The 14,469-nt window shown below is 42.6% G+C and carries 15 protein-coding genes; 10 read left to right on the top strand and 5 right to left on the bottom strand.

The features are described 5' to 3' along the window. Positions 1 to 97 precede the first annotated feature (97 nt). The 6 genes from QMA09_RS09055 to QMA09_RS09030 all read left to right on the top strand — a co-directional run bounded on the left by QMA09_RS09055 (position 98) and on the right by QMA09_RS09030 (position 5,033). Positions 98 to 769 carry a YveK family protein gene (locus QMA09_RS09055; RefSeq protein WP_290212847.1) on the top strand — a complete coding sequence of 224 codons (672 nt, stop codon included), beginning with the start codon at positions 98 to 100 and terminating at the stop codon, positions 767 to 769. Between the two features lie 30 nt (positions 770 to 799). Then, complete coding sequence (locus tag QMA09_RS09050; protein WP_290212846.1) at positions 800 to 1,801, top strand: GNAT family N-acetyltransferase; 1,002 nt, start codon at positions 800 to 802, stop codon at positions 1,799 to 1,801. Between the two features lie 55 nt (positions 1,802 to 1,856). Beyond that, positions 1,857 to 2,339, top strand: coding sequence for a hypothetical protein (locus QMA09_RS09045; protein WP_135500399.1), 483 nt, complete (start codon positions 1,857 to 1,859; stop codon positions 2,337 to 2,339). A 30-nt stretch (positions 2,340 to 2,369) separates the two neighbouring features. Continuing rightward, positions 2,370 to 2,678 (top strand): MGMT family protein, encoded by a 309-nt coding sequence (locus QMA09_RS09040; protein ID WP_135500398.1) that lies wholly within the window; start codon positions 2,370 to 2,372, stop codon positions 2,676 to 2,678. Between the two features lie 196 nt (positions 2,679 to 2,874). Beyond that, positions 2,875 to 3,609: a gamma-glutamyl-gamma-aminobutyrate hydrolase family protein gene (locus tag QMA09_RS09035; protein WP_290212845.1), complete on the top strand. Its 735-nt coding sequence runs from the start codon at positions 2,875 to 2,877 to the stop codon at positions 3,607 to 3,609. Positions 3,610 to 3,734: 125 nt separating this feature from the next. Further along, positions 3,735 to 5,033, top strand: coding sequence for a glucose-6-phosphate isomerase (locus tag QMA09_RS09030; protein WP_290212844.1), 1,299 nt, complete (start codon positions 3,735 to 3,737; stop codon positions 5,031 to 5,033). A 57-nt stretch (positions 5,034 to 5,090) separates the two neighbouring features. Here the strand turns inward: QMA09_RS09030 and QMA09_RS09025 are convergent, their stop codons facing one another. Continuing rightward, positions 5,091 to 5,504, bottom strand: coding sequence for a hypothetical protein (locus QMA09_RS09025; RefSeq protein ID WP_290212843.1), 414 nt, complete (start codon positions 5,502 to 5,504; stop codon positions 5,091 to 5,093). Between the two features lie 13 nt (positions 5,505 to 5,517). Further along, positions 5,518 to 6,807 carry a helix-turn-helix domain-containing protein gene (locus QMA09_RS09020; RefSeq protein ID WP_290212842.1) on the bottom strand — a complete coding sequence of 430 codons (1,290 nt, stop codon included), beginning with the start codon at positions 6,805 to 6,807 and terminating at the stop codon, positions 5,518 to 5,520. A gap of 512 nt (positions 6,808 to 7,319) precedes the next feature. Here QMA09_RS09020 and QMA09_RS09015 point away from each other — a divergent pair. Then, positions 7,320 to 7,910 (top strand): general stress protein, encoded by a 591-nt coding sequence (locus QMA09_RS09015; protein WP_290212841.1) that lies wholly within the window; start codon positions 7,320 to 7,322, stop codon positions 7,908 to 7,910. A gap of 155 nt (positions 7,911 to 8,065) precedes the next feature. After that, positions 8,066 to 9,007, top strand: coding sequence for a general stress protein (locus QMA09_RS09010; RefSeq protein ID WP_290212840.1), 942 nt, complete (start codon positions 8,066 to 8,068; stop codon positions 9,005 to 9,007). A gap of 83 nt (positions 9,008 to 9,090) precedes the next feature. Here the strand turns inward: QMA09_RS09010 and brnQ are convergent, their stop codons facing one another. Together brnQ and QMA09_RS09000 are read right to left on the bottom strand one after the other, a co-directional pair. After that, a complete protein-coding gene (brnQ, locus tag QMA09_RS09005; protein WP_290212839.1) occupies positions 9,091 to 10,410 on the bottom strand; it encodes a branched-chain amino acid transport system II carrier protein in 1,320 nt (439 codons plus the stop codon). A gap of 195 nt (positions 10,411 to 10,605) precedes the next feature. Continuing rightward, complete coding sequence (locus QMA09_RS09000) at positions 10,606 to 10,890, bottom strand: hypothetical protein (RefSeq protein WP_135502273.1); 285 nt, start codon at positions 10,888 to 10,890, stop codon at positions 10,606 to 10,608. Positions 10,891 to 11,064: 174 nt separating this feature from the next. Here QMA09_RS09000 and QMA09_RS08995 point away from each other — a divergent pair, with 174 nt between their 5' ends. Further along, positions 11,065 to 12,045, top strand: a complete 981-nt coding sequence (locus QMA09_RS08995; RefSeq protein WP_290212838.1) for an NAD-dependent epimerase/dehydratase family protein — start codon at positions 11,065 to 11,067, stop codon at positions 12,043 to 12,045. A gap of 149 nt (positions 12,046 to 12,194) precedes the next feature. After that, entirely contained in the window at positions 12,195 to 13,271 is a 1,077-nt protein-coding gene (locus QMA09_RS08990) for a glycosyltransferase family 4 protein (protein ID WP_135502277.1), read from the top strand. Positions 13,272 to 13,345: 74 nt separating this feature from the next. On the opposite strand, the gene QMA09_RS08985 is transcribed toward QMA09_RS08990, so the two are convergent. After that, the gene (locus QMA09_RS08985) at positions 13,346 to 14,401 is read right to left on the bottom strand and encodes an LCP family protein (RefSeq protein WP_135502279.1); all 1,056 of its coding nucleotides are present in this window, start codon (positions 14,399 to 14,401) and stop codon (positions 13,346 to 13,348) included. Positions 14,402 to 14,469: the final 68 nt, after the last annotated feature.

The raw sequence follows: 14,469 nt of genomic DNA, 5'->3' as shown, positions 1-14,469 counted from the left end.
TGTACTAAAAAAGTGTGATATAAATGAACTATAATTATCTGAATTTTAAGAAATGATTTCAACTGTAAGTCTTTTTGCTTAAAAGGAGGTATATTGCATGGGTAAAAAATCGCTAGTATTGAATATCGTCAAAAACTTAAGAATGCGCATCAAGATGATTTTATCGATTTCGCTTTTATCAGTTGCCCTCGTATGGATCTTAAACAGCTTTATCATTGTTCCTGAATACCATGCGACTACGCAGATCTTCATCGAGCAGCCCCCTGAAGCTGCTCAGATGACGGATGGACCTGCAATTGGCGCAGGCCCGGCCATAACCGATACCTACAGCGTCATTGTCAGAAGCCCTGAAATCCTAAGAAAAGTGATTATTGAATTGGGGATGGAAAAGGAAACGAAAATTTCAGAGCTGCACGAACAAATCGTGGTCACTAGGCCGGCTGATTCACAAGTGTTGAATATCACTGTAGCGGGAGAAGATAAAATCAAAGCCGCAGCAATTGCGAATTCCTTAGGCGAAATCTTTATAGAAGAAATTCCGAATCTGACGCAGACGACCAATGCCGTTATCATCTCCAGTGCTTCGGAAGTGCCTGAGTCGACTTTATTTGAAGAAAATACGGTATTCAGCTTGGGGGTCGCAGGGGCTTTTGGATTAGTAATAGGAATTCTGCTGGCTTTCATTTTGGAAATGCTAAATACGGTATTTAAAACAGGAAAAAAAGAAAACCAATCTTCTGTGAACAAGATACAGACGGTATTCAAATAGGATTCAGCTGATAAAACAGGGGTGAGCGGGATGTATGAGGTGATTTCGATACAGGAAGGGATGCGCTGGAAGGAAATTCTGGATTTGATGCGGATAAGGGATGTTTATTATTCTAGCCATTATTTCTTTAGTGCATTGAGTTTGGATCCTGGCGAAGCACTGATGTTTTACTATTCCGACGAAGACGGCAGCATCGTATACCCTTACATTAAGCGCCGGATAGATGGGGAGCCTCTTGTTTATTTCGATATTACGACTCCATTTGGATATGGGGGGCCAGTAGTTCGGGAAAGTGGGGATCCCATTGCATTAGTGGAGAAGTTCCTGGAAGCATTTTCCGGCTATTGCCGGGAGGAGCGAATTATAGCAGAATACATCCGTTTTCATCCATTATTCGGCAATGCCGCTTATTTTGAAAAGCATCTGAAACTGTTGCCGCTATATGAGACATACACCATCGATTTAGCTAGGTTCTTAAAAGATTCCGAAGTTCCAGCGCTTAATAATCCAGAAGAGCCAGTCATTGAAGTTAAAAAACTGGGAACAGTCCGCCACATGTTCGAATTCCTGGTGCTTTATTATTCAGAAGTGAGAAGGCGAGAAGAAGCAGACAGCTATTATTTTTTTACCGAGGACTATTTTGAAGCGCTTATAAGCAATATGGGCCCAATCTTGCATTTGTTCGGTGCTTATCGCGACAAAAAACTTATTTCTGCCTGCTACATATTGGCAGAGGGAAACACGGTCTACCAGCATTTAGATGGAACGCTTGAAGGGGAAGAGGCGACAGGGACGACAGAGATTCTCCAATTGAAAATCGCTGAATGGGGAGCTGATAACAATATGGCTTTCTATCACCTGGGCGGAGATTTCAAAATGGAAAAGGCACAAATCTTGCCCACCAAAAAAAGTTTAGCCAATCTGCAGCCGGACATGTTCTATATCTGCGAAAAAATCCATAACACTTCCGTTTACAAAGAACTTATCATTCCTGAAGAAACGGATACGATCAAGCGTTACCGGAATGTCTGATGCCATACGCCTTATAATAAAATAATTTTTTTCAAAAGCCAGGGGAGGTTTTTTTATGAGATACTTACAGTATAAAGGACTCATTGAAAGAGAATATAAAAAATCCTTAAAGAAAATTATGTATGGGCTTTGCGTAGAAAAAGGGTTGAACGCTTCGGATGGAGCAAAAACGCTGGGCATCGCGAAAGAAATATTCGTCTACTGGCGCCATTATTATCGATTCGAAAGAAAGCAATTGCTATTCGATCAAACCGTAAGGGATTTAGACAGTTTTCAAGATCTCTATGCCGAAGACGTCAAATCGATGAACCTTAGTAAAAAGCTGGAGTTCGAAGACGAAGCGTCAATTCAAGGCTTAGAAGAAGTGATTGTCCATATGATCGATTATTATAAGTACCTGCATTATAAAAGTTCCGGGATGTCGCTTGATGCTGCGAAACTGCCTTTATTTGAATTCAGCCACAATGTTGTTGAAAGGTATCGCACAGGGGATTTAGTGTATGAAGCGAAGTCGCATAATCAGCATCTCGATCAATAACGATTAAGCAAAAGGATAGGATGAAAAGAAGTGCAAGCATTTACTGAAAGAGCAGTCGAAATCATCAAGAATATCCCAGAAGGGAAAGTCATGACTTATGGCCAGGTTGCTGCTTTTGCCGGGAGTCCAAGAGGGGCTAGGCAAGTCGCGAGGCTATTGCACAGCATGAGCAGCAAATATGGACTGCCGTGGCATCGGGTAGTGAACGCAGCCGGCCAAATTGTAATCAGCGACGAAGAATCCCGGTTTGCCCAACAAGCATTTCTCGAAGAAGAAGGCGTTGAGGTCAAAGCATCAGGAAAGGTCGACTTGCGCCTTTATAGATTCGAACCTCAATAACAGACTATTCCTGGTTGCTGGCAAAAAGGGAGCAGCAAACTACATATTTAACGTAACGCTTTGAATGCGTTCGAAGTTTATCGGCAGAGCATACCGGGTATAATCCTCCAGTATGCTTTTTTTTAGCTTAGGCTTTGTTAACGGACTCTGCATGTAGACAGTTAAACAATTAGCCTTATGGAAAGAGGGAAAAATTATGAAAAACAAGAAAAAGCCGGTTATCGGCATTACAGCAAGAGTTGAAAAAGATCAAACATATTCTCTTGATCCCGTTTATGGGAAAGCGATTTTACAATCTGGCGGCCTTCCGCTTATTGTTCCAATAGTAGATGAAGAAGATATTCCTGCACTTTGCGAACGGTTGGACGGGCTCATTGTTACTGGCGGAGGAGATATAAATCCATCGTTATATGGAGAAGAGCCGCATCTGCGACTAGGAGCGGTTTATCCAGGCAGTGACCTTTATGAGAAAGAGCTGATTTTGAATTTCTTGAAGTTGGATAAACCTTTCATCGGCATGTGCCGTGGCTTGCAAATGCTTAATATTTCATTGGGTGGCACTAATTATCAAGACCTGGAAAGCCAATTTGAAGGAACGCTTTATCAGCATAAACAGATGGCGCTTCGTACCCACCGCACCCATTCAGTGACCTTGGAAGACGATAGCCAGCTCTTAAGCATCATGGGAGAAAAAAGCTTCCATGTGAACTCTTTCCATCACCAAGGTGTTAAAGATGTTTCCAAAGAATTGAAAGTTGCAGCGCGTGCAGCCGATGGCCTGGTTGAAGCCCTTGAAAGCGATAAATATCAATTTGTCATGGGAATCCAGTGGCATCCTGAAGAATTTGCTGTAGAAGGCGACGAGGCTTCTAAAAAGCTTTTTGATCGCTTTGTCAAAGAATGTGCAGGAGATAAAGATCAAAACCAATAATCTCTGGGCGTCCCAAACATGGGACGCTTTTTCAATTCCATATAGACGAAAGCTGCGCTGTTTAGCAACTCTTTTTTAAGCTGCTGGAAAATGGTAAACTGAATTCATCCTAAAAAGTGGAGGTTATGCAATTGACAGTTAAAATAAACAATAAATTCATCCAAGAGTTCGTGGAGGCAAATGAACTTGCTGCATTAGATGATTTCGTGGCAGCATCTCACAAGAAAATTCACGATAAGACCGGTGCGGGAGCAGAATATTTAGGCTGGCTGGATTGGCCATCAAAAATGGATGAAGCTGAATTGAGCCGATTAGAAGAGGCTGCAGAAAAAGTGAAAAGTGATACTGATGTGCTAATAGTCATCGGCATCGGCGGATCTTATCTTGGCACAAAAGCCGTTCAAGATTTATTGCTGCCAGCATTTGGTGCAGGCGGAACAGAAGTGATTTTCGCGGGCCACAATATCAGTGGACGCTATTTAGAAGAATTGCTGTCTCATATCGAAGGAAAAAAAGTGGCATTGAATGTTATTTCTAAATCTGGTACTACAACAGAGCCGGCAATCGCGTTCCGCATCCTCCGCAAATGGATGGTTGACGCTTACGGAGAAGAAGCCGCGAACCGCATTATTGTGACTACTGATGAAAAGGAAGGGGCATTGCGCAAAGCAGCTGATAAAGCTGGCTATACTTCTTTCGTTATTCCTGGAGATATTGGAGGACGGTATTCGGTCCTGACATCTGTCGGTCTTCTGCCATTAGCGGTAGCGGGCGTGGATATCCGTTCGCTTCTGGAAGGTGCGGCCTTGGCAGAGAGCACTTTAGCGAATCCAGCATTGTTGGAAAATGATGCATACCTTTATGCGGCTTATCGCCAAATCCTCAATTCGCGCGGCTACTCGGTAGAAGTCATGGCGAGTTTCGAACCGGCGATGGCAGGCATCAATGAGTGGTGGAAGCAATTATTCGGTGAAAGTGAAGGGAAGCAAGGCAAGGGTGTTTTCCCGGCATCTGTCATTTACTCAACTGATTTGCATTCTATGGGCCAATATTTGCAGGATGGGCGCCGTATGCTTTTTGAAACAATGGTCAGCTTTACAGAAGACCAAAATCAGACGGAAATTCCATTCGATGAAGAAGATGGCGATGGCTTGAACTACCTTGTGGAAAAATCCCTGCATGAAGTGAATCAGACAGCTATGGAAGCAACTGCATTGGCACACGCAGAAGGCGGCGTACCAATCCTTTCGCTGGAGGTGCCGAAACTCGATGCACAACATGCAGGATACCTTCTTTACTTTTTCATGAAGGCTTGTGCAATGAGTGCATATCTTTCAGGCGTAAATCCATTTGACCAGCCAGGCGTTGAACAATACAAACAGAATATGTTCGAATTACTTGGAAAACCTGGATACGAAAAATAAGACATATAAAAAACGGCAGCTCACGTGAGCTGCCGTTTTTTATATTCGATTGTTAAGTTAGGCTTTAAAAGATTGCTGGACGGACCAAGGTTCAGGGATGCGTTGGTTGGCAACTTCAGTTCCAACAGACCAAGGTTCAGGGATGCGTTGGTTGGCAACTTCAGTTCCAACAGACCAAGGTTCAGGAATGCGTTGGTTGGCAACTTGAGTGCCGACGGACCAAGGTTCAGGAATGCGTTGGTTGGCAACTTGAGTGCCGACGGACCAAGGTTCAGGGATGCGTTGGTTGGCAACTTGAGTGCCGACGGACCAAGGTTCAGGAATGCGTTGGTTGGCAACTTCAGTACCAACAGACCAAGGTTCAGGAATGCGTTGATTGGCAACGTCCTGATCTTCATTTGAATCATTGTTAAAAGATAAAGTGCTTAATATAATTGCTGCAGCAAAAATAAAACCAATACTCTTCTTCATCAACATTCACTCCTCAATTTGTACAAATAGTATTTCGATAAGCTTTTTGGGATTTTTTAAGGGCAGAGGCAGATTTTTCAAATAATCCTTGCTCATAGTATACATTACCCAAATGATTATAAAAATATCCCATCTCAAAAAAATTATTATGATTTTCTAAACTAGGAAATAAGTGATGAAGAGTCATGTATTCAAACTTTTCGTAGTCATTCGATAAGAAATGAATTAAACACATAAATTCGATATATGCTTCTTTGAAAGTGTCTTTAGTCGGGGAATTTAGGCTAAGATTTTTCGACTCTATTATTTCAAGTCCTTCTTTACCCCAGCTTTTTGCTTTTTCAATATTCCCTAGCTCATATTCTGAAATTATTAAAAAACAGAAGGTTAATAATTTATCAGCTGTGTATTCGTTAGGAATATATTTTAAAGCATTTTCCATATGGGTAATTGTCAACTCATGACTTTGATTCAAAAAATAGCAGTAACCTAAATTGTATTCAGTTGTAAATTTTAAGATTTCAATATCGAGTCTTCTGCCAATAGTCAAAGCAGTTTTATAATGATCCCGAGAAGTTTGATAATTTCTTAATCTAGTATGAGTTATTCCCATATTCAAATGACACTCAACTATACGTTTAGGTATAAATTCTTGCTGATAAATGTTTAAAGCAAGTTCCGTATATTTGAAAGCCATTTCAGTATAGTACAATTGTGAAGCGGTTATTCCTAATGAATAAAACAAATCACCTTTTTCAGTTGATGATAAGGAATGTGGAGCAATTTTTTCTGCCATTAAATAAATTTTAAATGCTGCTTCAAAATCACTTAAAATATAATGATAATTGCCGTTGTATTTATGGAATAAATAGAATTGCTCTTGGTCCATGAATTCCTTGAAATGTTCCATGCTTTTCAGTTTTTCCTCGGCACTGTCTAAGTCGCCAGTGATGATGAAATAACGAATTTGCTGGATGTTGTATTCGAGTTCGATGTCTTCGTTTACGTGAAGCAGTGGATGATCGTGGATATCGGAATACAATTCCATGATTTTTCCTTTGTTTTGTGGGTGCAGCAAAGAGGTTTTGAAATTTTTAACTAGTACTTTTCCTACGGGATTGTCTTTTGGAGCGAGTGGGATTTCGAGTTTTTTACAAAGGGCTTCCAACTCTTTTAAAGCAGGTTCCTTTGCACCGGTTTCGATTTTCTTAAGCTCCCGAGGGGTGATGATTCCGGATGCAGCTTCTTCTAAACTGATTTTCTTTTTAAGCCTATGGTATTTAAGGCGTAAACCTGTATCCATTGATTCTCTCCTTTCCATCTGCATGGGAAGAACTTCAATCATCCATGTTGGAGAGTTCTTATCCGACAAAACTGAGGGGTCTGGATAAGAGAGCGATGATAGATTATTTAGTACTATGGTATCCGCCTCCAATAACAATAATATATTCCAAAAAACTTCGTATTTCCATGATATCATCAATTTTCGAAATAAACTGCCTTTTTAAGACCTATTTATGGTAATAATTTTAAAAGGTAAATTATACCTAGTAATGGAAAATTTATAATGTATTTTAACGCATGGAATAGTTTAATTAAGAAGAATCTACGCAATTAAATCCTTTTCTTAGGCCAACTTTCCGAAGAAAGGATAGGTAATAATAAAAAATTCTCTTTTCAAGCTTATTTTTACGAAACAAAAAAATTTAAATTGGTTTTTCTAATTTAGAGAGCTGCCTCTGTTCGGCAAGTTTAGGCATTGGCTGAAGAAGGGTAAAGTGTTGAAAATACTTTATTCCCATGGAGGTTATTTGCATGAGTTCAAATATTCAAGTTCTAGCCGTATTATTTTCAGAAGAAGATTTGCTTAGGAAGATCGATGCTCTGAAACAACAGGGTTACAGCGAAGAAGATCTGCATTTAATGGCAGAGGACGAGGACCGCTTCGAAAGAGCGGAGCAGCGCACTCACATTGAAATAGAAGAAACTGGCGGTTTTTCTGAAAAATTCAAAGGCATTTTTGGCAAAGGCGGCGTCAAAGCATTGGATTTGACAGATGAAGATAAGAAGCGCTATCTAGAAGACCTGGAAAAAGGCGGCATTTTAGTTTATGTCGATCAAAGCCGGGACAACATCAGCGAAGTCATCCATGCAGGAGGGTTGCGTGACCGTGAAGGCAATCCAATCGAGCCGTCGTCAAATGAGTTCGTGAATTCTGTAGACAATAATTTTGACGAGCAGGAAGACCGTTTTGCGAGAGGCGAGAGCTTCCAGCATGATCCGAACCTTGTCGTCGATGAACACCATGTATCTTTCACTACTCAGCAAAAGCCGGAAGTAGAAAAAGCGAGAGGCGGCATGACTGAAAGCGAACGCCATTCGTCGAGCGATAAGAAATACAAATGATACAAGGTCTTGCCTCCAGTAGGCAGGGCTTTTTTTAAAAGTTCGATTGATGGAAGTTCTTTAGCCGTTCCTTGATCGGACAACTCATATGTTTCAGATTTCGGGATGGCGGGGTAGACAAGAATTAATACCTATTAAACAGGAGGCTGATTTAGATGGAACCGACAAACCGTGATTTTGAATTAGTATACAGTCCGGAAGAGCTAAGAAGCAGAATTGAAGAGTTGAAAGGGCGCGGCTATAGCGAAAATGACATCCACGTTCTTGTGGAAGACAGTGCGGTGTTAGGCGCTTCTGATGACCTCGATGGCGTCCATACGCATAACGCAGGCGGTGTTGGAAGCAAATTCAAATCATTTTTCACTGGTCGTGACAGCGTTCGGGAAGAATTGAAAAATCTTGATTTGGAACAGCGGGAAATCGATACTTATCAGCAGGATCTGGAAAGAGGCGGAATTCTCCTTTACACAGATCGTGGGTCAATATCCAGAGAACGCGATAACCAATCTTCATTCGGTGACGACACGCGTGCCTTAGACAGCGATGAAGTAAAACGCAATACCGCTTTAGAGCCGTTCGGCAGAGATATTGAAAAAGACGGCAGAAGACATACTGACGAAAAGTTGATTGATAAAGACATCAAAACAGATTACAGTGATCCTTCCAGAAAGGATTCCGGTGAAATATATACTACGGCTGTTCCGCGCGAGGAACAATATGGTGAGCCAAACTATGGGGACGAGCGTAAAGACAGCCGTTTAAAAGGTGAAAATATCCATCCGACAACAGATCGGCCGACACTTGATGAAAGTTCACCATCTGAAAAATTGATGGAACATGAGCCTGCGCTTGGCACAGATAAAGGAAATGATAACTTGAACCGTGAAGAAGGTGTCAACCGCCGACAGGATGAGCAATCACCTGGAGTCGATCCTAATCTTGGGCCAGCTCCATTCGGACGTGATTCAGAAGAAGAGCACCTGCTGAGAGGCGAAAATGGCGACTACGAAGAGCCGCTTAATCCGGATGGGACGCGCCGCAATTTTGATGGCGATGAACGCAAATCCGATACTCCGCCATCACCTAAACTTTTTTAATCACAAAATATCCCTATTAAATTTTAAAAAGACCGAATGCCCAGCAGTTCTGCTGGGCATTCGGTCTTTTTCGGTTATTAATTTCATTTGATCATTCTTCGCGCAATGAGGACACCGATAATTGTGCCGATTGCAGCTGGCAACAGCCAGCCTATGCCTTGTTCATGCAATGGGATATTGTTAAGCAAGGCATCGATTGCCTGAAATTCAATGCCGGCAGCCCGAAGCCCGTCAAAGACACTTATAATGCCTGTCAACACCAATGGAATGATGTAAACAAAAGGTTTTCGGCCGAATGCATAATCAAAGAATGACAAAATTACCAAGACAATCGCCAGAGGGTATATTGCCAACAGCACCGGCAATGAAATGGCCAATAATTGAGTTAAGCCGACATTAGCTGCAGCTGTACTGAATGCTGCAAAAATGAGTACATAAGCAATATAAGGAATCTTTGGATAGATCTTATTGGAAAACTGGGCACTGGCCGAGATCAGGCCGATTGCAGTTGTCAGGCAGGCGAATAAAATCGCGGCAGCTAAGATGATTCCACCGAAATCACCGTATAAAATCCGAGCTGACATTGCGATAATGCTGCCTCCATTATCCTGCAGCCCGATTGCGTCAACACTTGTGACGCCGATATAGCCCAAAGATAGATAGACCGCAGCCAACCCGGCAGCAGCGATAGCACCGGCGAATGCCGTAGTTTTCAAGATGACGTTTTTGTCAGTGACGCCTTTGGCACGGATTGCTTGAATAATGACAATGCCGAAAACAAGCGCCGCAATCGCGTCCATGGTCAAATAGCCTTGCAGAAAACTTTCGAAAAACGGCTCAGTTGTGTAAGTGCCGACTGGAGCATTAATCGAGCCCATTGGTGTAAGGATGCTTTTGACAGCAAGCATGCCGATGACCACTATCAGTATCGGTGTCAGTATTTTACCGATGCGGTCGACAAGTTTAGTCGGATTCGAGGCAAAAAGCACCGCAATGGTAAAAAACAACAGTGTAAACAGAAATAGCGGCAATGAAGAAGCCTGTTGCTGAACTGACAGGAATGGGGCAATGCCAATTTCATAAGCGACTGTTCCGGTACGAGGAATGCCGAAGAAAGGCCCGATGGCCATATAAACAATCGCGGTGAAAACGATACCGAAAATCGGATGGACCCGGCCTGCAATCGTTTGAAGATCTCCGCCGGCTTTCGCGATAGCGAGGATGCCGAGCAGCGGCAAGCCGACTCCGGTCAACAAAAAGCCGACTAAAGCAATACCGATATTGTCGCCAGCCAACTGGCCGAGATAAGGTGGAAATATGATATTTCCGGCCCCAAGAAACAAGGCGAAAAGCATAAGGCCAATCGTAATGGATTCATTTAGTGTAAGCGTTTTCTTTTCCATGTAAGGCTCCTATCTAAATTAACTCTGCACAAAGTATTAGTATATAGGAGAAAGCGGATTTTTTAAACTTTAAAAATTATTGAGATTATTCCCTGCCCATTTAAGCAATTGCCGTTTAAAGGCTCGGGAATAAAGGGGAAAGTAGTCAATAGAACGAACAAAAACTTTCAATGTGAATTGAAAGTTTTCGGGGTGTTATTCTGGTAGATTGGATAATGTCTTTTTCGCAGTCTCCTGAACGCTGCTGCAAAAGTCATCCTCAGCCAACCGTTTTAAAGTTGAAGCAGGCGTACAGGGATTGGCAGCTACGCCTTTTCGCACTTCTGTATGTTGGTCCATTGATAAGTCGACAAGCAGTCCTGTACATGTGATCAACTCGGCCAATACGGCGCGTTCACCGTATTGCATCTTCAACACCTCAGCTTCATCCCATGGCGTCCAGTCAGTCAAGCCTGCATAAAATTGATGATTGCCGTTCATTGATTTTGCACCCCTATTTGAAATGTGTTGGATTAATGCAAATTGCTTTTCAAAGCTTTTGGCAAAAGGGCAGGGAATCGGTTAAGTTAATGCATAGGTAGTTTTACCATTATTATATCACGTTATCAGAAAAATTAAACAAAATAGAGATACTGAGAAGAAAGAGGCGATTACATGAATATTCTAGTGATAGGCGGGACTTCTTTTGTCGGGCGCCATATTGTAGAAGCTGCTTTGCGGGCGGACCACCAGGTGACCTTGTTTAACCGCGGCGTCAGCAACCCGGATGCTTTTCCGGAATTGCGCCATATTACAGGCGACCGCCGAAAAGATGCTGGGAAATTATCTGGTCTAGCCTGGGATGCAGTGATTGATACGTGTGCTTATACACCAGCAGATTTGGCGCCGCTATTCAAACATATTAAAACGGAACTTTACGTTTTCATCTCGACCATATCGGTTTACAGTGACTACAGCAATGGAGCACCTACTGAAACCTCAGAGGTATCAGACAAGCATGTGGAAAATGATGAAGTGACCGGTGAAACTTATGGGACGTTAAAAGTGCAAGCTGAAAAAATAGTGATGGATGCTTTTGGCAGCCGTGCTTTGATCGTGCGGCCGAGCATCGTCGCGGGACCTTATGATCCTACTGACCGCTTCACGTTTTGGGCAAAAAAATTGGCGGAGAGCGGAGAAGCATTGATTCCGGGGAGCAAGCCACGAAAAGTACAGTGGATCGATGCAAGGGATTTGGCGAATTTTGTCATTCAGCAAGCAGAGGAAAAGGGCAGTGGGATATTCAATGTGGCCGCTGACGCGGTGGGAATGGAGGAATTTACAACGGCTGTAGGCAGCGGACAGGCGGATGCAGTTTGGGTGGATGATGCTTTTCTATTGAGAGAAGGCATCAAGCCATTTGACATTCCGCTTTGGATACCGATTTCCGATGAACATCCTGAGGGCTTTATAACAGTGCAAAATGCGAAAGCGAAAAAAGCGGGACTCCAATGCCGGGCGGCAAATGAAACGGCCAGGGATATCCGGGAATGGCTGCAGAGACAGGAGAATAGACAATTGAAAGCGGGGTTAAGCAGGGAAAAAGAGCAAGAATTGATTGCTGATTTCCGTTCCTATAATTCGGGCGGCGATTGAGAAAACTAATCGTGAAACTTTTATGTGGCTTATGCGTCTTGTAAGTAAAGAATTGTAAATTTTGATCATAAATCTAGTAATCTTTCTATTGCGTGTTATAATAAAAATTGGATATATATGTGGTAAAAGAAGTTTCGAGGAGGAAAGGCATGCTATACCTTACATTGGTTTTGGCATTTATCGCTTCTATAGTTCTCACTCCGATTGTAAAACGGTTGGCATTTCGCATAGGAGCAGTTGACCGTCCCAATTATAGAAAAGTACATGCGAGAATTATGCCGCGTTTAGGCGGATTAGCAATATTCGGATCGTTTGTCATCGGCTATTTCATCCTTCGTCCGGAAGAATCGATTTCAAACGCTGTAGAACCGGCATTTATCCCGATTTCAACAGCTATTTTAATCGGGGCCTTAATTATTACGGTAACAGGCGTATTGGACGATATGTACGAAATTACAGCAAAAGCAAAAATGCTGGGCCAATTTCTTGCTGCGGCTATAGTTGTCGTAGGTGGCGGACTTGAAATTTCGTTCATTAACTTGCCGTTTGGCGGCGAGCTGGATTTCGGTTATTTCAGCATCCCGTTGACCATCATTTGGATTATTGGAATAACGAATGCAATCAATTTGATCGATGGCCTGGATGGGCTCGCTGCCGGTGTTTCAACAATTGCATTGACCACATTGGCAATCATGGCTTTCATCATGGGCGACCCATTTGTCATGTCGCTGGCTGCGATTTTAGCCGCCAGTTCAATCGGGTTCCTGTATTATAATTTCCATCCTGCAAAAATCTTCATGGGTGATACAGGGGCATTGTTTCTTGGTTTCATGATTTCAGTGCTCGCTTTGATGGGCTTTAAAAACATCACTGTAGTGGCATTGATCATTCCGGTTATTATGCTGGGCGTGCCGATATCGGATACATTCTTTGCCATTGTGCGCAGGGTTCGTGAAAAACAGTCGATCTCGGCTGCTGACAAATCGCATTTGCACCATTGCTTATTGAATATTGGATTTTCGCACAGGCAGACCGTTTTGATCATCTACGGCATTGCGGCATTATTCGGATTAGCAGCATTGCTTTTCTCCCAAGCGACCTTATGGGGTGGGATTCTATTAATCAGCGTTATGCTCATTGCCATCGAATTGTTTGTCGAAGTGGTAGGGCTTGCGGGCAAGAATTACCGGCCGCTTATCAATCTTGTCAAACTTATCGGGAAATAAAAAATCTGAAGCGCTCTGCGCTTCAGATTTTTTTTGGTTAATGGCAAAAGAAAAACCGCAGCAAAGCTGCGGCTTTAATAATCCTCGTCATCTTCCGGGTTTTCTGCAAACTTGGTTTGGCTATTGTCTGAAAGATTCGATGTATCTGGTTTCAATCCCAAATGGCTTTGCAGGATATCCTGTACTTCCAAAAGAGACTCTTCATCGAGTTGCCAGTAGTAAGTGCCGGTTGACATATCGTCGTATCCTTGGACGGTCAATGTTTCAACATTGGGTTTTCCGTCTTTCGCATACTCGAAGAACGATTGCATATCTTTGAACGTCATATCGGTTTTCATATTGTCGCCGATTGCATCGATGACATCACCATATTTAGTCAAAGAAGAAGCGGAAAGCACTCGGTTCATGATGCTTTCAATAATCATCTGCTGCCGCTTGCCTCGCTCGATGTCATTGTCGTAATGGCGTGTTCTGGCTAATGCCAGCGCTTCACTGCCATTCAATGTCTGGAATCCTTCTTCGAGTACGATTGCATCTTTTTTATCGTTTTCATCTTGTTCTTTTAAATCATAAGGAACGTCTACTGTGATGCCGTCGAGTGCATCAACAACATCAATGAACGCATCGAAATTCATGCGTACGTAATAATCGACTGGCACATCCAATAATTCTTCAACACTTTCAATCGTGGAGCTAGGCCCGTTATAAGCATAAGCATGAGTGATTTTATCCATCTTGCTTATTTTCGGAGAATCCGGAATGAAAGTATAGGTATCACGCGGGATGCTTACTAACTTGATCGACTTGTCTTCGTTGTTCAAAGTCGCCAGCACCAATGCATCTGATCGCGTACTGCTTTCGCTTTGCTCCCTTTTTGAACTGTTGTCGACGCCGATGAAAAGAACGGAGACATTATCATGCAGCGGTTCAACCTGCTCGTCGCGCAAGTCGGATTTGCCTCGGTCGCCGGCAGTTTCGAAGGCATTGCCTGCAGCATTCTCTGCCTTCTTCACTAAATATACACCATACGCAGAGCCGCATATGAGAACTGATAAGGCTAGGGTTATCAATACTTTAATCGTGGTGCGTTTTTTTTCATTTTTGCTTTTGCGGTATTTTTTACGGTTCATGGTTAAAACTCCTCTTTAATAGGAATGGGTTAACCGAGTATAGAATTCGATCGATCCAATCTTTCCGA

It is taken from the genome of Planococcus sp. APC 3906, from assembly GCF_030407685.1.
GTDB lineage: Bacteria > Bacillota > Bacilli > Bacillales_A > Planococcaceae > Planococcus > Planococcus koreensis.
This window is presented reverse-complemented; position numbering and strand designations above follow the sequence as displayed.